The sequence below is a fragment of the Aeromonas bivalvium genome (assembly GCF_000819765.1).
Taxonomy (GTDB): domain Bacteria; phylum Pseudomonadota; class Gammaproteobacteria; order Enterobacterales; family Aeromonadaceae; genus Aeromonas; species Aeromonas bivalvium.
This window is the reverse complement of the sequence record NZ_CDBT01000008.1, coordinates 385,194-401,363: the sequence shown is the minus strand read 5'-3', so window position 1 is coordinate 401,363 and position 16,170 is coordinate 385,194. Positions and strand designations below refer to the sequence as shown.

The 16,170-nt window shown below is 62.2% G+C and carries 18 protein-coding genes and 1 riboswitch; of the genes, 3 read left to right on the top strand and 15 right to left on the bottom strand.

Annotated elements, in window-relative coordinates:
• Positions 1-3: 3 nt before the first annotated feature.
• From BN1119_RS02940 to BN1119_RS02880, 13 genes are all read right to left on the bottom strand, one after another.
• Positions 4-885, bottom strand: coding sequence for an ABC transporter ATP-binding protein (locus BN1119_RS02940; protein ID WP_041993601.1), 882 nt, complete (start codon positions 883-885; stop codon positions 4-6).
• A gap of 116 nt (positions 886-1,001) precedes the next feature.
• Positions 1,002-1,613, bottom strand: a complete 612-nt coding sequence (locus BN1119_RS02935; RefSeq protein WP_041993599.1) for a BamJ family beta-barrel-assembly machinery protein — start codon at positions 1,611-1,613, stop codon at positions 1,002-1,004.
• Positions 1,614-1,814: 201 nt separating this feature from the next.
• Positions 1,815-2,537 (bottom strand): copper homeostasis protein CutC, encoded by a 723-nt coding sequence (locus tag BN1119_RS02930; RefSeq protein ID WP_041993597.1) that lies wholly within the window; start codon positions 2,535-2,537, stop codon positions 1,815-1,817.
• 43 nt (positions 2,538-2,580) lie between these two features.
• The gene (locus tag BN1119_RS02925; RefSeq protein WP_041993595.1) at positions 2,581-3,483 is read right to left on the bottom strand and encodes an ROK family protein; all 903 of its coding nucleotides are present in this window, start codon (positions 3,481-3,483) and stop codon (positions 2,581-2,583) included.
• Between the two features lie 106 nt (positions 3,484-3,589).
• Entirely contained in the window at positions 3,590-4,048 is a 459-nt protein-coding gene (locus BN1119_RS02920) for a GNAT family N-acetyltransferase (protein ID WP_041993853.1), read from the bottom strand.
• A gap of 41 nt (positions 4,049-4,089) precedes the next feature.
• Positions 4,090-4,896 carry a M48 family metallopeptidase gene (locus BN1119_RS02915; protein WP_041993593.1) on the bottom strand — a complete coding sequence of 269 codons (807 nt, stop codon included), beginning with the start codon at positions 4,894-4,896 and terminating at the stop codon, positions 4,090-4,092.
• 145 nt (positions 4,897-5,041) lie between these two features.
• On the bottom strand, positions 5,042-6,016 hold the full coding sequence (locus BN1119_RS02910; RefSeq protein ID WP_041993591.1) for a PstS family phosphate ABC transporter substrate-binding protein: 975 nt from the start codon (positions 6,014-6,016) through the stop codon (positions 5,042-5,044).
• Between the two features lie 184 nt (positions 6,017-6,200).
• Positions 6,201-7,511: a phosphate regulon sensor histidine kinase PhoR gene (gene phoR, locus BN1119_RS02905; RefSeq protein ID WP_041993589.1), complete on the bottom strand. Its 1,311-nt coding sequence runs from the start codon at positions 7,509-7,511 to the stop codon at positions 6,201-6,203.
• Between the two features lie 122 nt (positions 7,512-7,633).
• A complete protein-coding gene (gene phoB / locus BN1119_RS02900; RefSeq protein WP_041993586.1) occupies positions 7,634-8,323 on the bottom strand; it encodes a phosphate regulon transcriptional regulator PhoB in 690 nt (229 codons plus the stop codon).
• 95 nt (positions 8,324-8,418) lie between these two features.
• On the bottom strand, positions 8,419-8,835 hold the full coding sequence (locus tag BN1119_RS02895; RefSeq protein WP_041993581.1) for a VOC family protein: 417 nt from the start codon (positions 8,833-8,835) through the stop codon (positions 8,419-8,421).
• 154 nt (positions 8,836-8,989) lie between these two features.
• Entirely contained in the window at positions 8,990-9,712 is a 723-nt protein-coding gene (locus tag BN1119_RS02890; RefSeq protein ID WP_041993578.1) for a MaoC family dehydratase, read from the bottom strand.
• A gap of 409 nt (positions 9,713-10,121) precedes the next feature.
• Entirely contained in the window at positions 10,122-11,057 is a 936-nt protein-coding gene (rlmF, locus tag BN1119_RS02885) for a 23S rRNA (adenine(1618)-N(6))-methyltransferase RlmF (protein ID WP_041993575.1), read from the bottom strand.
• Between the two features lie 158 nt (positions 11,058-11,215).
• A complete protein-coding gene (locus tag BN1119_RS02880; protein WP_041993573.1) occupies positions 11,216-11,704 on the bottom strand; it encodes a C40 family peptidase in 489 nt (162 codons plus the stop codon).
• 274 nt (positions 11,705-11,978) lie between these two features.
• Here BN1119_RS02880 and BN1119_RS19610 point away from each other — a divergent pair, with 274 nt between their 5' ends.
• Together BN1119_RS19610 and BN1119_RS02870 are read left to right on the top strand one after the other, a co-directional pair.
• Complete coding sequence (locus BN1119_RS19610) at positions 11,979-12,695, top strand: 4'-phosphopantetheinyl transferase family protein (protein ID WP_244463668.1); 717 nt, start codon at positions 11,979-11,981, stop codon at positions 12,693-12,695.
• A gap of 15 nt (positions 12,696-12,710) precedes the next feature.
• Complete coding sequence (locus tag BN1119_RS02870; RefSeq protein WP_041993571.1) at positions 12,711-13,559, top strand: tetratricopeptide repeat protein; 849 nt, start codon at positions 12,711-12,713, stop codon at positions 13,557-13,559.
• Between the two features lie 189 nt (positions 13,560-13,748).
• On the opposite strand, the gene BN1119_RS02865 is transcribed toward BN1119_RS02870, so the two are convergent.
• Entirely contained in the window at positions 13,749-13,991 is a 243-nt protein-coding gene (locus tag BN1119_RS02865) for an Lpp/OprI family alanine-zipper lipoprotein (protein ID WP_041993569.1), read from the bottom strand.
• A 223-nt stretch (positions 13,992-14,214) separates the two neighbouring features.
• Positions 14,215-14,868: a 3,4-dihydroxy-2-butanone-4-phosphate synthase gene (gene ribB, locus BN1119_RS02860; protein ID WP_041993565.1), complete on the bottom strand. Its 654-nt coding sequence runs from the start codon at positions 14,866-14,868 to the stop codon at positions 14,215-14,217.
• Between the two features lie 102 nt (positions 14,869-14,970).
• Positions 14,971-15,118: riboswitch (FMN riboswitch) on the bottom strand.
• A 183-nt stretch (positions 15,119-15,301) separates the two neighbouring features.
• On the opposite strand from ribB, the gene purU reads away from it, so the two are divergent.
• Positions 15,302-16,138 carry a formyltetrahydrofolate deformylase gene (purU, locus tag BN1119_RS02855; RefSeq protein ID WP_041993563.1) on the top strand — a complete coding sequence of 279 codons (837 nt, stop codon included), beginning with the start codon at positions 15,302-15,304 and terminating at the stop codon, positions 16,136-16,138.
• The last annotated feature ends 32 nt before the right edge of the window (positions 16,139-16,170 follow it).

Here is a 16,170-nt window from a genome sequence, read left to right as displayed (position 1 = left end):
GGTTCATGCACCGCTCCTCAGGCTGTGGCCGGTCAACTTGAGGAAGAGATCCTCCAGGTTGGGAGAGCGGATCTGCATGCCGGTCAGGGGCACCTGCAACGCCAGCAGGCGCGGCATCAGACTCGCCACGTCGGAGCAGACCAGCTCCACCTGTCCTCCCTGCCGGGTGCAAGGCAGCCCCAGACTGGCCAGGGCGGGGTGATCGGACAGGCGCACCAGCACCCCCTCGAAATGCTGGTCCAGCAGGGCCTGGGGGGTATCCAGGCTGAGCAGATGGCCATGGTCGACGATGGCGATGCGATCGCACAGCTGCTGCGCCTCGTCCATGTAATGGGTGGTCAGCACTATGGTCTTGCCCTGGGCCTTGATGGCCTTGACCCTGTCCCAGAAATGGTGACGGGCCTGGGGATCCAGCCCGGTCGTCGGTTCATCGAGAAACAGCAGCTCGGGATCCCCCAGCAGGGCCAGAGCCAGCAGCAACCGTTGACGCTGGCCGCCGGAGAGGCGACGACTGTCCCGATCGACGAAATCCTCGAGGGCGCAGAGGTGGATCAGCAGATCGAGGGGCAAGGGCCGGGGATAGAGGCGGGAGAAGAGGCGCAGGGTGTCGCGCACGGTCAGGAAATCCTGCAGCGCCGTATGCTGGAACTGGATGCCGATGCGGCCACGATAATCGGCACCGGGCGGCGCGCCATGGAACAGGATGCGGCCGCTGTCCGGGGTGAGGATCCCCTCCAGCAGCTCTATGGTAGTGGTCTTGCCGGCCCCGTTGGGACCGAGCAGGCCGAAACAGCTGCCCGCCGCTATGGCAAAACTGAGCCCATCCACCGCCTTGACCCCGGCGAAATGCTTGACGAGATCGACGACCTCTATGATGGCTGGCATGGCTTCCTCCCCTGGCTCATTCGACTATAACGAAAACCGGGGATCCGTCCCATCTTTGCCGCAGGCCAAAAACAAACGGCGACCCCAGGGTCGCCGTTTGCAGCAAGCAGGCTGGATCACAGAATGTCCAGCAGCTCCACTTCGAATACCAGGGCAGAGTACGGCGGGATGGAGCCGGCACCACGGGCACCGTAGGCCAGATCCTGCGGGATGAACAGCTTCCACTTGGAGCCAACCGGCATCAGTTGCAGCGCTTCAACCCAACCGGCGATGACGCCGGTGACCGGGAACTCAGCCGGCTCGCCACGGGCGACCGAGCTGTCGAATACGCCACCGTCGGTGAAGGTACCGTGGTAGTGCACACGCACGGACTGGCCGGCAACCGGCACGGCGCCATCGCCTTTAACCATGACTTCATACTGCAGGCCGGAATCGGTCACCTGCACGCCATCGCGCTTGGCGTTATCGGCCAGGAAGGCTTCGCCTTCGGCGGCGGCGGCCTTGGCGGCCACTTCCTGCTCGGCCTGCATGCGGCTGGTGATCACCTGGAAGGCGTCATTGATATCGTCGCGGCTGACCGCGAACTCCAGACCGTTCAGGGCATCTGCCAGACCCTGTTGCAGGGCGGGGATATCCAGACCGGCGAAGGCTTGCTGTGCCAGTTGATCACCCATGTTGCGGCCGATGCCATAGCTGGCCTTCTGTTCGATAGAGTCGTATTGGGACATTGAGATTCTGCTCCGGGTCCATGTGTCAAAAGAGCGGGAATGATAACAGAGTTTTTACCCGGGTGCTGCCGTCAGGGCTCCCCGTCCTGCGCCGGACCCACCCGGTCCACTCCGACCAGGGGAAGCCGCGGGGCCAAGGGCCTGGCCACCGCCGGCACCAGGGTCAGCGAGGATGACCCCGATCGAGTCTGAACTCAACCCCTACTGATCCAGCAGGGCCCGCACCGCCGATACCTTGGCACCGTCGGTGATATTGACGCGGCCGTCATCCGAGGTCCCCATGTTGACGCCATGGGGCACCATGCCGCCACGCCAGCCCATGCCGGACATATGGACCTCGTTCACCCCGGTGAACTCCAGTATGGTGCGCACGTTGTCGGCATTGACGCCGGCCCCCGGCATCAGGCTGGCACGCCCCGCCAGGGCCTGGGCCATGGCCTGCAGCGTCTCCAGCCCCGCCAGGGCGGTCGGAGCATGGCCGGAGCTCAGGATGCGTTCGCACCCCGCCCCCACTATCACCTCCAGATCCGCCCGCCAGTCGCTGCACAGATCGATGGCGCGGTGAAAGGTGACCCCCAGGGGGCCGGCCGCCGCCACCAGCTGCCTCAGCCTGTCTCCTGGCACCCGCCCCTGCGGGTCGAGCAGGCCGACCACCACCCCCTGCAGGCCGGCGGCGCGGGCGGCGGCTATGTCTTGCAGCATCAGCTCGAACTCGAGCTCGCCAAAGCAGAAATCCCCGGCCCGGGGACGGATCATGGCATAGATGGGAACACGGCCATGGCGCGCCGCCTGCTGCATCAGGCCATAGGAAGGGGTGAGACCGCCGAGGGCGAGGGCGGAGCAGAGCTCGATACGATCGGCCCCGGCATCCTGGGCGATGAACAGGGACTCCAGGTTGTCGATGCAGACTTCGAGACGGGTCATGATATCTCCTCGTGATGGGTGAGGTGAGACCCGTTGTCGAGTCTCACAGATGAAGCAGGGCCGCACCGCGCACCCCGCCCGCGCCGCCAAACCGGGCCTGGCGGATCTCGGGCAGGGCGACACCGGGCAACAGATGACCCGGCAGGCGCAGCGGCAATTGTTCGTAGAGTGCGGGCAGGCCGCACAGGCCGCCACCGAGCACCACCACCTCGGGATCCAGCACGGAGAGGGCGGTGGCCAGGCCCGCCGCCATGATCTCCAGCCAGCAATCCAGGGCAGTGACGGCGTTCGGCTCCCTGGCTTCGAAGCGGGCCACTATCTGCTGGCCCGAGATGCGCTCGCCGCTTCGCTGCTGATAGAGGCGCTCGAGACCGGTACCCGAGGCATAGGTCTCGAAGCAGGCAAGCCGGCCGCAACCACAACGCGGGCGCGGCAAGTCGGGGTATTTCATCAGAATGGTGCCGGGCAACGGGTAGTGGCCTATCTCTCCCGTCAGCCAGTTGCGTCCCTGCACCAGGCGCCCGTTGACGTAGACGGCGCCGCCGATCCCGGTGCCGATGGTGACAGCCAGGGCCGACTCGGCCCCCTCGGCGGCCCCTTGATGCACCTCGGACCAGAGGAAGCAGTTGGCGTCGTTGTCGACCCGCACCTCACGGTCGAGCAAGGCACTCAGATCCGCCCCCAGATGACGGCCATTGATGCAGGGCAGATTGGCGGCCACTATGCTCTTGTCGCTGCGATTGAGGATGCCGGGAAAACCGATCCCGACCATGCCACGCACGCCATAGCGCTTGTCCGCCGCCAGCACCCTGTCGAGGATCAGCCGCTGCAGCGCCGCGTAATCGTCTCCCGGCGTCCCGAGCCGCTCCTCGTGACACAGGGCCAAGGCGCCGTCATAGATGGCGAATGCCACCTTGGTGCCGCCGATATCGAAACCGTAATACATGCCCACACTCCCTTGCTGCTTGAGAAAACGACGCTATTCCTGAGCGGGTCATTGTATTAATTCGCAAAAAAAATAAAGTGACCCACACCGTAAAACTGGCGGCCCGTCACAAGAGGCGGCACATTTTTCGCTGCAGGCAGGGCTGGCCCCGCTGGGTCAGGGTGCGCTGCTCCCCGTCGAAGCGAAAGCCGCGCCTCAAGTAGAACCCCTCCCCGACCCGATTGCCCGCCAGCAGCCAGAGACTGACCCGCTCGAACCCCGCTCGCCGCATCTGCATCGCCACCGCCTGCCACAGCCGTTTGCCGTGACCCTGGCGCCAGTGGGCCGGGTGCAGGTAGAGGGCGCGGATATGGGCCTCGGGCCCGGTCTCCCCTTCCTGATGCTGCCAGTAGAGCAGGCCTATCACCCTCTGTTCGATGCAGATCAGCATGGGTTTGGGATCGTCCCCCGCGAGCCGCCGACGCCACAGCTGCAAGTGGACCCCGGGCGCCAGCGCATCCAGCAGCTCGGGGCCCAGTACCTCGCCATAGGCCGCCAGCCAGCTGGCCCGTTGCAGCACCGTCATGGCGGCGGCATCTTGCAGCCGGGCCAGACGCAGGGTCGCCGTCAGGGTTTGCACTGGGGCGTGAGTCCGGCGGCGCGGGCCTGCTGATAGAGGGGGGTTGCCGTGGCCAGCTCGGCGCGCAGCTCGGCGATGCGGTTCGCATTGCTCGGGTGGGTGGAGAGCAGCTCAGGGGGAGCCTTGCCCCCGGCGGCGGCCCCCATGTTCTGCCACAGCGGGATCGCCTCTGCCGGGTTGAAACCGGCGCGAGCCATCAGAGCCAGTCCCAGCCGATCCGCCTCGCTCTCCTGCTCGCGGCCATAGGGCAGGGCTATCCCCACCTCGACCCCGAGCCCAAGCGCCGCCATGGTGGCGCCGCGATACTCGCTGGTGCCAAGGGCGATGTCCGCCGCCGCCAGCCCCAGTCCCGTGATCTGGCTGCGCGACAGCCGCTCGTTGGAGTGCTGGGCCAGCACGTGGGTCAGCTCGTGACCGATGACGGTGGCCAGCTGATCCTGATTACTGGCCACGTCGAGCAAGCCGCTGTAGACCCCTATCTTGCCACCGGGCAGGGCGAAGGCGTTGACCTGTTTGGAGTCAAACACCACCACTTCCCAGTCGCTGATGCCATAGCTGCTCGGCACCTGGGCGGTCACCGCCTGGGCGACGCAAGAGACATAACCATTGACCCTGGCGTCCTTGCTCAACTTCTCCTGCTGCTTCATCTGGCTGAAGGAGTCCGCCCCGAGCTGGTTCATCTGCTGGGGAGAGAAGAGCAGCATCTGGCTGCGGCCCGTGGGGGACTGGGCGCAGGCACCGAGCAACAGACCGGCGGCGGCCAGCAGGCCTGCCTTGGTGAGGAGTGAGGTCATCGACGGAGTCCTTGTGACGGAGAATGCCTTATTCTCGGGAAAGCGCGCACCGGGTGCAAGTCGGTCAGCATGACCTGCGGCTTGCGGCCATAAAAAAAACGAGCCCGAATGGGCTCGTTTTGGCAAGGCTTGCCGCGGGGCGGTATTACATCAGGCCCAGCTTCTTGAGGTCGGCCTGAACCACCTTGGCCGGAACCGGCACATAACCGTCCTTGGCAACGATGGTCTGACCGGCCTTGGAGAGGATCAGCTTGACGAACTCCTGCTCCATGGGGGAGAGCGGCTTGTTCGGGTGCTTGTTCACGTACAGGTAGAGGAAGCGTGACAGCGGATACTTGCCGGTGATGGCATTGTCGGCAGTGGCCTCGACGAAGGTGGTGCCATCCTTGGAGAGCGGTACGGCACGCACCCCGGAGGTGACATAGCCGATGCCGGAGTAACCGATCCCGTTGAGGGAGGCGGAGACCGACTGCACCACGGAGGCGGAACCCGGCTGCTCGTTCACGCCGCTCTTGAAGTCGCCGTCACACAGGGCGTGCTCCTTGAAGTAGCCATAGGTGCCGGAGACGGAGTTGCGACCGAACAGTTGCAGATCCTTGCCAGACCAGCTGCCATCCAGGCCCAGGTCGGACCATTTGCTGGCGGCCTTGGCTTCGCCGCACTTGAGGGTGCTGGAGAAGACGGCATCAACCTGCTGCATGGTCAGCCCCTTGATGGGGTTGTCCTTGTTGACGAACACGGCCAGGGCATCGACGGCGACGCGAATGGCGGTCGGCTTGTAGCCGTGGCGCTTCTCGAACGCTTCCTCTTCACCGGACTTCATGGCGCGGCTCATGGGGCCGAACTGGGAAGTGCCTTCGGTCAGGGCGGGAGGGGCGGTGGAGGAGCCGGCGGCCTGGATCTGAACGTTGACGTTCGGATAGACGCGCTTAAATTCTTCGGCCCACAGGGTCATCATGTTAGCCAGGGTATCGGAACCCACGGACGACAAGTTACCCGAGATGCCGCTGACCGGCGCATATTCGGGCAGATCCTTGTCGACGCCGTAAGCCATAGAGCCGGCAGAAAACAGCACTGCCGCAGTAACACCGATCACACTGGCCAATTTGTTGAGTTTCATCCAATCTCTCCAAAATTACAGAAGGTCCGTTCTTTAAGACGGCGCCAGTATCCGACCTGGCAGTGACAAATTTATGGCGTGATCATGACGCTTTCATGACAACCAGCCAGATAAGCATAAAAACGGGGAGGGCCACCACTGTGGCCCTCCCCCTTGTCGTCAACCCCTTGATGTTCAATGAGGTCTACTTCGCCATCGCCAGCTTGGCCACCACCAGCCGCGCCGGGATCAGGAAGCTGAAGCGGCTCCCCATACCCACCCGGCTATCGATGTCGAGGTGGGTATCGTGATGGCTCAGGGCATGCTTGACGATGGCAAGGCCCAGCCCGGATCCGCCGGTGTGACGGGAGCGCGCCTTGTCGACCCGGTAGAAGCGCTCCGTGAGCCGCGCCAGATGGTCCGGAGTGATCCCCTCCCCTTCGTCGCTCACCGCGAACAAGGCCTGATTGCCCTGACGGCGCCACTCCACCTGGATCTTGCGGCCCGGCGGCGTGTAGTGAATGGCGTTGTAGACCAGGTTGGACACGGCGCTGCGTAGCTGATCCTCGTCCCCGAGCAGCCAGAGATCCGGCTGCACCAGAAACTCGATGACATGGGCGCGATCCCCCGACAGGGCCCGCGCCTCCTGCTCGAGCAGGGAGAGCATGGCCGGCATGTCGACGCGATGGGACAGGTCGATATCCGGCGCCGCCTCGATGCGCGACAGGGTCAGCAGCTGGTTCACCAGATTGTCCATGCGCACCGTCTGCTCCATCATCACCCTGTGGGCCTTGGCCCACATGGCGGGCGGCGGCGGCTCTTCCGTCATCTCCAGGTACCCCTTGAGCACGGTGAGCGGGGTGCGCAGCTCATGGGAGACGTTGGCCACGAAGTGCTTGCGAGTCTTCTCCAGGCTGCGCAGCCGGGTCACGTCCCGCACCACCAGCATGGCCTGATCCTCGGCGTAGGGCATGATGCGAAACTCGAGAAACTTCTCCTCATTGATGGGGGAGTGCATCTCGAAGGGCTCATCATACTCCCCCTTGCCCAGGTAGCTGACGAAGGAGGGCTGGCGGATCAGGTTGCCGATGTGCTGGCCTGCATCCTCCGGCCAGCGAAAGCCGAGCAGCTGCTCCGCCAGCCGGTTGCACCAAAGGATGCTGCCGTCGGTGCGAAACACCACGGCGGCATCGGGCAGAGCCTCGGCCCCCTCCCTGAAGCGGCGGATGAGGCCCGCCAGCTCGCGCCGCCTGGCCCGATGGCGCTGCTGCAGCTTGTAGATGCCGTTGAAGATGTATTCCCAGCTGCCGCTGCCACTCGGCGGTACCAGGCTGCGGTCATGCCATAACCAGTCCGAGAGCCGCTTCTGGAAGCGGTAGTGCCAGCCAAGGTGCAGACAGGTTGCCACCAGCAGGCAGAGGGTCAGACTCTCCGTCAGCCAGCCAAACAAGGCGAAGGGCAGATAGAAAAACGCCATCCGCCACAACTGTCGTCGCCAGGCATAAGGTTGCAACATTAAGATCTCCTAGAGACAGCAAAGAGCAGAGCTCACTCCCGGCAGGCATGAGATTGCCCGATCATCCAGAGACTGCCAATGGCAACAAGCGCCAGCCAGGGTGAGATTGCAGCACAGGGCCCCTAGAGACGGGTGGAGAAGCGGTAACCTGCCCCGCGCACCGTCTGGATCAATCTGTCGTGGCCCGATCCCTCGACCGCCTTGCGCAACCGGCGGATATGCACGTCCACCGTCCTGTCTTCCACATAGACGTTGGTGCCCCAGACATTGTTGAGCAGCTGCTCGCGGCTGTAGACCCGCTCCGGATGCGTCATGAAGAAATGGAGCAGCTTGAACTCGGTCGGCCCCATGTCCAGCGCCTTGTCCTCGGCACTGACCCGGTGGGAGACGGGATCCAGCCTCAGCCCCTGTACCTCGATCACCTCGTCCACCGAGGTGGGGGAGACCCGGCGCATCACGGCATGGAGACGGGCGGTGAGCTCCTTGGGGGAGAAGGGTTTGGTGATGTAGTCGTCGGCGCCCGCTTCCAGGCCGCGTACCTTGTCCTCTTCCTCGCCCCGGGCGGTCAGCATCACCACGGGGATCTGGCGGGTCATCTCGTCTTGCTTGAGCTGCTTGAGGAACTGGATGCCGCTGCCCCCCGGCATCATCCAGTCCAGCAGGATCAGCTCGGGATAGGGTTCACACACCTTGGCCAGACCGTCGGCGAAGTCCGCCGCCTCTATCGCTTCATAACCTTTTTGCTCCAGTACAAAACAGAGCATTTCGCGGATCGGCGCCTCATCCTCGACCACCAGTATTCGCTTTGCCATATCCCTTCTCTCTCCTCATGAAGATTGGTGCGCCAATTATTAGAAGTTTGTATGACATTTTTATGACTTTATGACAGGGAGGATAATAAACGTTTTCAGTCGCGACTGTCAGCGCGGTGCGCCAGCAGATCCCAGCGGTTGCCACTGATGTCCTCAAACACCACCACTGTGCCGTACTCCTCTTCTCGTGGCTGTTCACAAAAATGGACACCGGCGGCGCGCATCCGCTCATAGTCACCCCAAAAATCCCGGGTCTCGAGGAAGAGGAACACTCGCCCGCCTCCCTGCTTGCCGATCTGGGCACGCTGCTCGTCATTGGTGGCCCGGGCCAGCAACAGGGCGCAACCCGGCTGACCAGAGGGGGCCACCCTGACCCAGCGCTTGCCGGGCTTGCCAGGTTCATCGAGGGCGCTGTCTTCGAGCAGGGTGAAGCCGAGGGCCTGGGTGAAGAAGTGGATGGCGGCATCATAATCCGCCACCAGCAGGGTGAGGGCGCCGAGGTGGGAAGCCATGGGGGGTACCTTGTCTGACGATGGGAAGTGGGCAGAGTGTGCCCCACTCCTCTGTCAGATAGCAAACAGGGCCGAATGGCCCTGTTTTTTCGCGTCGGCCCGGGGCCGATGGCAGACCGTCAGCCGCCGCCAGTGCTCGGGATGACGGGGCGCCTCAGAAGTAGAGGCGGGTCACGGACTCTATGACGCAGCCGGGGCGACGCACGCCCTCGATCTCGACCTTGATCTCCTTGAGCAGCTCCAGCCCCCCCTTGACCGGCGTCACACCAATCAACCTGGTGCGGGCGCGCACCTGGCTGCCCACCTTGATGGGATAGGGGAAGCGCACCTGATCCAGACCGAAGTTGACCACCATGCGGGCCGTGGGGAACTCGGGGTTCGCCTCATCCACGGAGCCGGTAAGCCTGGGCAGGAGCGCCAGGGTCAGGAAGCCGTGGGCTATGGTGCTCTTGAAGGGCGACTCGGCGGCGGCGCGCTCGGGATCTGTGTGTATCCACTGGTGATCGCCGGTCACGGCGGCAAACTGGTTGACCATCTGTTGACTGATGTGGAGCCAGTCACCGACATGGGTCTCCTCGCCGAGCTGGGCCTGCAGGCGCTCGAACACCAGGGCCGCCTCCCCTTCGAGGACGATCGTCGGCGCCTGGGGAGCCATGGCCTGACCGTTCACGGTCTGGCGCTGCTCGCCCTGCTGTTCTGCCTCGGCAACCGGCTGACCATGGGCGTCAAGCACCCGCCCCAGCAAGGGGTGAAGGTGTGCTTTTTGCTGAAACTCACGCCAATAGTCGCGGATGGCCGGTGAGAGCCAATCCTTGAGCTCGAAGGGGTGCTGCGCCAGGATTTCACGCTTGCGCTTCAGAAAATCGACCACTTTCATTAACCGATCCCTATCTCTAATTAACCAGTGAACAGGTCTAACCAGTATCATTTTATGAAAGTTTCAACTGCAAGTGCAAAAAAATCTCAGCGTACAACTGTACCGGAGGTGAAAGTGATTACTCACAGGGACTCGCGAGAGCGAGCCACGACGGGCAGGAAAACGCTTGCCTTGGGGAAGCTTGAAGGGAAAATGCGGCTGATGCCATGACCTGGCCGGGCCATGTCACTCCCCCACCCTCACCACGCCATCACAAGATGGGCCAGACACTCGCACCATCACACAGCACGGACAGCCACCCGCCGGTGGCTTGAGTAAAGGACGAGGAGGCAATGGGCGGCGGCGCAGCCTCAGGTTGCGCCCTCGGGGAGTGAGGCCGGTCGGCTCGCAGGGAGCGGGGCGAGCGGGTTCAGTCAGCCCAGCGGTTGTCTTCCTGAAAGCTCCAGGCCAGGATCCGGCTCTGCTTGTTGCCCAGGTTCATCTCTATCACCCGCACCCGCCTGGCTTCCAGCCGCTTGAGTCCCTGCCTGGCCGCCGCCAGATTCTCCTTCTTCGACACCAGGGAAGTGAACCAGAGACACTGGCCGGCAAACGCCCGGCTCTCGCGGATCAGGGAGGCGAGGAAGGCGGCCTCGCCGCCATCGCACCACAGCTCCGCCTTCTGGCCACCAAAGTTAAGCACGGGTGCCTCACTCGTCTCCTCTCCCCCCTTGCCCAGATTGCGCAGCTTGCGCCGGGTGCCGGCGCTGGCCTCGGCCAGGGAGGCATGAAACGGCGGGTTGCACAGGGTCAGGGTAAAGCGCTCCTTGGGCCCTATGATGCCGTGGAACACCCGGCGGGGATCGGCCTGCAGGCGACACTCTATCTGCTTGCCCAGACCGTTGCTGGCCGCCAGCAGGCTGGCCGCCTTGACCGAAACGGGATCGATGTCGGCCCCGACGAAACGCCAGCCATATTCTCGGCTGCCGAGCAAGGGATAGATGCAGTTGGCCCCCACTCCGATATCCAGCACTCTCACCCCCTTGCCGGTGCGCGCTGCCTCCAGCCCCTCGCTGACAAGGTCGGCCACGTGATGCAGATAGTCGACCCGGCCAGGGATAGGCGGGCAGAGATAGCCCGCGGGCAGGTCCCAGTGGCGGATCCCATAGTGCAGCGCCAGCAGCGCCTGGTTGAGCGCCTTGACCGCCGCCGGATCGGCGAAATCCAGGGTGCGGCAGCCATGCTCGTTGGTGAACACGAAGGGCGCCAGTGCGGGGGTTCGCTGGCTGAGCGCCGCCAGATCATAGGGAGCCTGATGGCGATTGCGGGGGTGCAAGCCGGCTTTGAGGGGAGTCTCTTTGGTCATCTGAGGCCTGATCTGTCTGGCAAAAAGCGGGCCCACACTATAGAGAGTCGCGCGGCAAAAGTCTAAACGGGGGTCATGAAAAACCGGGCCGCCAGGGCCCGGTTTGAGTGAGGTTGGAAAAACGGTCCGTACTGCGGGCGGTTTGTCCAGCCTGGCTCTTAGATCTCGATGCGGCGCGCCTGCCAGAACTTGTTGCGCCAGTACTGATTGTCCAGCCGTGAACGTGTGACGCCGGCCCGGGTCGAGGCGTGAATGAACTCGCCGTTGCCCACATAGATGCCGACATGGTTCAGTCGACGATTGATCTTGAAGAACACCAGGTCTCCCTCGACCAACTCCTGCCTGGACACCCGGGTCCCCTCGTGTACCTGGGAACGGGTGTCGCGGGGCAACTCTATCCCCACGGCATTGCGATACACTTCACGGGCGAAGGCGGAACAATCGATACCGCGCTCACTGGTTCCACCGAAACGGTATGGGGTACCACGCCACTCTTTGAATACGGTCAGAATTTCATTTACATCGGGTGTCTGGTTGACTTCCGGTTCAACCACGGGCTCCACCATGGAGACTTCGATCTTGCTTGCGACATCCGGTTGGGGTGCCGAGGCACAACCCACCATGCCGAGCGAGATCAGCAGCAGCATCAGGTAACGCAATCCTTTATCCCCGCAAATGTTAAAACTTGTTAAAATACAGCCTTTGGCAGGCTATTGATGAAATGCAACAGTTCTCGACTATATCCAAGTATTCTATCGAGGCAAGTGAAAATCCCTATCAAGCTCACATTCTTGCAATAAAATGCGTTATTTTTCAGCATTGATGTGACGACAGCCAGACAAGATGCCATGCCAGCATGCCGCACCACCTCTCTTGTTGGGTGATATCAACTCCTGTTTTATCGACTTTCTTAAGTGAATAATGATGACAATCACGGATCTGTTTTTGTTAAATAGCGCCACCCTGGCTCCTGCTCTGGTACAGACGCTGGAGTCCGAACTCAATCCGGTTCAGCACCTGCAGTGGCAGGGAGTGGTGCAGCCCCATAGACGCCGGGAATTTCTGATAAGTCGGGTGGTGATTAACCGGCTGTTGGCCCAGCGTCTGGGTCAGGATCCGCAAAAACTGCAGTTTTGCAGTGGCCCCCACGGCAAGCCCATGCTCGCCGGTCAGGGGGCACAGCGCTGCCACTTCAACCTGAGTCACAGCGGCGACTGGCTGGCCATCGCCATCGGCGAACAGGGCCCCATTGGTGTCGACCTCGAACTCGGCCGCCGGGCCCGCTCCCCGCTCCCCCTCGCCCAGCGCTTCTTCGCCCCCGCCGAGTATCAATACCTGGCCGCACTGCCCAAGGCGCAGCAGGCCGGCAGCTTCTATCGCTTATGGTCACGCAAGGAGGCGGTGCTCAAGGCCCATGGTGGCGGCATCGCAGCCGGATTGGAGAAGGTGGAGTTCGTGCCGCAGCAAGGATGGCGTCTGGTCAATCGCCTCGACGGGATCGACTATCGGGTGCAGGACTGGCACTGGCAGGGGGGCTGGCTCAGCCTCGCCGGCCGCCAGGATGACGTGCGCCTGCATCGCCTCGACGAACAGCTTGAAATCGTGGCGCTGCAACCCCATCTTGATGAAAACCCTTAGCAAAGAGCCCGCCTCATGATCGTTGACATCCATCCCCAGAATTTCCAGCATGAACTGCTCGATGCGTCCATGCAAAAACCGGTCGTCATCTACTTCCATGCTCCCCAGATGCCGGAGTGTCAGGGCATGACGCCGCTCATCGAACAGCTGGTGGGCGAAAACAATCCCCAGGTCACCCTGGCCAAGGTGGACATGAACGACCCCCAGCTGCAACCGCTGGCCGGACAGCTCGGCTTGCGTGCCCTGCCCGCTCTGGTGCTGTTCCATCAGGGCCGCCCGGATGAGCAGGCCTTCCTGGAGGGCCCTCAGGACGAGGCGACCCTGCGCGGCTACTTTGCCGCCTTCTCTCCCAAGGAAGAGGAACTGCTGCTCAAGCAGGCGCAGCACGATCTGGCCGAGGGCCGGTTTGAGGAGGCCTACGCCCAGCTCGCCAAGGCCCATCAGCTCGCCGCGGATCGCCACGATATCCATCTCTGGCTGATCCAGGCCGCCCTCGAGCTCAATCGCCTCGACGAGGCGGCGCAGCGCATCGCCCAGATCCCCATGGCCGCCCAGGATGAGCACTACCAGACCCTCAATGCCCGGCTGGCCCTCGCGCAACAAGCGGCGGAGAGCCCGGAGCTGCGCGCCCTGGAAGAACGTTATCAGCAGACCCCGACCGATTTTGCCCTCGCCCAGGAGCTGGCGGTGCTCTACAACCAGGCTGGGCGTCAGGAAGAGGCATTGACCCTGCTGCTGACCATATTGCAGCGTGACCTCGCCTTCGGTGAAGCCAAGAAGACCTATCTCGACATACTGGCCACCATGGGAGCCCATCCGGCCGCATCAGGATTCAGAAGAAAACTATATAGCCTGCTCTACTGATAGCCGACCAGCATGAAGCACAACCGGGCTATGTCAGGCACCCCTAGGTGAGGGACATGGCTCTTGTTGTCAAAACCTGATGCCCGTAAGAGGGTAGGCAGAGGGAGTGCGAAGCAGAGTGAGGAGAGGGAGAGGCAAATTTTAGGCAAAAAAAAATGGCGCAGTGACTGCGCCATTTTTTCGCATGAATTACTTCTTGTAGGAAGTAGCCATGTTGTCCAGACGCTGGTTAGCGCGCATGGCTTCTTGGTTGGCTTGAGCAACATCAGCGGCCATTTTGGATTGATCAGCACGAACAGCGCTAACATCTTGAGCCAGTTGGTCAACTTTGTTAGACAGATTCTGTACGGAAGTTTCCAGTTCGCTGGTGTTTGCACAACCGCCCAGCAGGGCAGACAGACCAACAACACCTACCAACAACATTTTTTTCATTTTTAAAGCTCCCTTGAACTCGCCAGACGTTTAGCAAGCGGCGTGATTATGGCACAAAAAAATATGACTTTGGATAGGCCCCATCACAGATAAATGCATTAAAACCCTCATTTTTTTTTCCACTTGCACGACTTGAGCAAATTTCAATCAAAACGGGGCCCCAGTGATGGAGTTCGCACAAAGCGTAACCAAAAAAAGCCCTTATTACAATTTCGTATGGAACTTAAGCCGAACGCTCAGTCAACATCTGACGATACTGCACCAGGTCTTCGATGGTCAGCACCGGCAACCCGTGCTGACGACCAAAGGTGACCAGGTCAGGCAGTCGTGCCATGGAGCCATCTTCCTTGGTCAGTTCGCACAGAACGCCGAAGGGTTTGAGACCCGCCAGCTGCATCAGATCCACGGTCGCCTCGGTATGACCACGGCGGGTCATGACGCCCCCGTTGCGGGCCCGCAGCGGAAACACATGGCCGGGACGGTTGAGGTCGGACGGCTTGGCGTCATCGGCGATGGCGGCGCGTATGGTGGTGATGCGATCGGCGGCGGAGACCCCGGTCGTCACTCCTTGGGCGGCCTCTATGGTGACGGTGAAGGCGGTCTGATATTGGCTGGAATTGGCCTCGACCATCATGGGCAGCTCGAGCTGGCGTACCCGTGCCTCCGGCAGGCAGAGGCAGACGATGCCGGAACACTCGCGGATCATCATGGCCATCTGTTCCTGGGTCATGGACTGCGCGGCGAAGATGAGATCCCCTTCGTTCTCGCGATCTTCATCGTCGGCGACCAGTACGCCTCGGCCGGCGCGCAGGGCTGCCAGGGCCGCTTCGACCCGTTCGATGGGATGACCAAATTCACTGAGTAAAGACTGATTCATGGTAAGACTCCGTTGACTTCACAAGTACCAGAATCAGGGCATGGAGCAGACAGAGAGAGGCATGCGGCGGCCACCCGAAAGGGCCACGCGTGGAACAGTCTGTCTTATCCTCTTTCATCCGGACTATGACCGTCGGCTCCGGCATCTCACCGGATCTGCTGACCCCGACCTGTGGCCGGGCGCTCGCGGGCTCCCCGAATCGCATCGGGATACCGCCGGTGGGGAATTTCGCCCCGCCCTGAGAATAAGCCCGCACAGACTAAAGGCATTGTGCTTCGGATACCAGCCCGGGACGGCAAAAATCGGGATCGTGGAGATTTCGCCGCCGGGCTGTCCTTTGACTTTTCGTTTATGGCATAGTGCCTTAAAAAAGCGCGGCCAGTGGGCATCAGCCCGCCCCGGCAGCCATCACACAACGGAAACGATGACAGACATGGAAAAGAAAATACTGCTGACGGATTGCCCCGATGCCAAGGGCCTCATCGCCAAGATCACCAACATCTGCTACAAGCACCAGCTCAACATCATCAAGAACGACGAGTTCGTGGATCACGAGAACGGCCGCTTCTTCATGCGCACCGAGCTGGAGGGGCGCTTCAATGACGAGACCCTGCTGGCGGATCTCGACGATGCCCTGCCCTCCGGCGCCCAGCGTCGCCTGGTCAAGGCCGGCAAGAAGCGCATCGTCATCCTGGTGACCAAGGAGACCCACTGCCTCGGCGACATTCTGATGAAGAACTACGCCGGCGCCCTGGACATGGACATAGTGGCGGTGATCGGCAACTACGACACCCTGGCGGAGCTGACGGGCAAGTTCGACATTCCGTTCCACACCGTCAGCCATGACAACCTGAGCCGCACCGAACACGAGGAGCAGGTGCGGGCCATCATAGATGGCTATCAGCCCGACTATGTGATCCTGGCGAAGTACATGCGGGTACTGACCCCGAGTTTCGTCGCGGCCTACCCGCGCAAGATCCTCAACATCCACCACTCCTTCCTGCCGGCCTTCATCGGGGCGCGCCCCTATCGCCAGGCGTTCGATCGCGGCGTCAAGCTCATCGGCGCCACCGCCCACTTCGTCACCGACGATCTGGACGAGGGCCCCATCGTCGAGCAGGACGTGATCCACGTCGGTCACACCTTCAGCGCCGACGACATGGCCAAGGCGGGCCGCGATGTGGAGAAATCCGTGCTGAGTCGCGCCCTGGCACTGGTTTTGAGCGAACGGGTCTTCGTCTACGGCAACAAGACGGTGGTGTTCAAGTAAATCCGCTTCAAGGAACCAACAAAAAAGGCCCA

What these genes read in the sequence shown, in the direction of transcription:
- BN1119_RS02925 (WP_041993595.1), bottom strand. Translation starts at nt 3,483, where the DNA reads ATGTATTACGGTTTCGATATCGGCGGCACCAAGGTGGCATTCGCCATC.
- phoB (WP_041993586.1), bottom strand. Translation starts at nt 8,323, where the DNA reads ATGGCAAAGCGAATACTGGTGGTCGAGGATGAGGCGCCGATCCGCGAA.
- BN1119_RS02880 (WP_041993573.1), bottom strand. Translation starts at nt 11,704, where the DNA reads ATGCTGCTGCTGATCTCGCTCGGCATGGTGGGTTGTGCCTCGGCACCC.
- BN1119_RS02920 (WP_041993853.1), bottom strand. Translation starts at nt 4,048, where the DNA reads ATGACGGTGCTGCAACGGGCCAGCTGGCTGGCGGCCTATGGCGAGGTA.
- phoR (WP_041993589.1), bottom strand. Translation starts at nt 7,511, where the DNA reads ATGTTGCAACCTTATGCCTGGCGACGACAGTTGTGGCGGATGGCGTTT.
- BN1119_RS02940 (WP_041993601.1), bottom strand. Translation starts at nt 885, where the DNA reads ATGCCAGCCATCATAGAGGTCGTCGATCTCGTCAAGCATTTCGCCGGG.
- ribB (WP_041993565.1), bottom strand. Translation starts at nt 14,868, where the DNA reads ATGAATCAGTCTTTACTCAGTGAATTTGGTCATCCCATCGAACGGGTC.
- rlmF (WP_041993575.1), bottom strand. Translation starts at nt 11,057, where the DNA reads ATGACCAAAGAGACTCCCCTCAAAGCCGGCTTGCACCCCCGCAATCGC.
- BN1119_RS02895 (WP_041993581.1), bottom strand. Translation starts at nt 8,835, where the DNA reads ATGGCTTCCCACCTCGGCGCCCTCACCCTGCTGGTGGCGGATTATGAT.
- BN1119_RS02930 (WP_041993597.1), bottom strand. Translation starts at nt 2,537, where the DNA reads ATGACCCGTCTCGAAGTCTGCATCGACAACCTGGAGTCCCTGTTCATC.
- BN1119_RS19610 (WP_244463668.1), top strand. Translation starts at nt 11,979, where the DNA reads ATGATGACAATCACGGATCTGTTTTTGTTAAATAGCGCCACCCTGGCT.
- BN1119_RS02865 (WP_041993569.1), bottom strand. Translation starts at nt 13,991, where the DNA reads ATGAAAAAAATGTTGTTGGTAGGTGTTGTTGGTCTGTCTGCCCTGCTG.
- BN1119_RS02890 (WP_041993578.1), bottom strand. Translation starts at nt 9,712, where the DNA reads ATGAAAGTGGTCGATTTTCTGAAGCGCAAGCGTGAAATCCTGGCGCAG.
- purU (WP_041993563.1), top strand. Translation starts at nt 15,302, where the DNA reads ATGGAAAAGAAAATACTGCTGACGGATTGCCCCGATGCCAAGGGCCTC.
- BN1119_RS02910 (WP_041993591.1), bottom strand. Translation starts at nt 6,016, where the DNA reads ATGAAACTCAACAAATTGGCCAGTGTGATCGGTGTTACTGCGGCAGTG.
- BN1119_RS02935 (WP_041993599.1), bottom strand. Translation starts at nt 1,613, where the DNA reads ATGTCCCAATACGACTCTATCGAACAGAAGGCCAGCTATGGCATCGGC.
- BN1119_RS02915 (WP_041993593.1), bottom strand. Translation starts at nt 4,896, where the DNA reads ATGACCTCACTCCTCACCAAGGCAGGCCTGCTGGCCGCCGCCGGTCTG.
- BN1119_RS02870 (WP_041993571.1), top strand. Translation starts at nt 12,711, where the DNA reads ATGATCGTTGACATCCATCCCCAGAATTTCCAGCATGAACTGCTCGAT.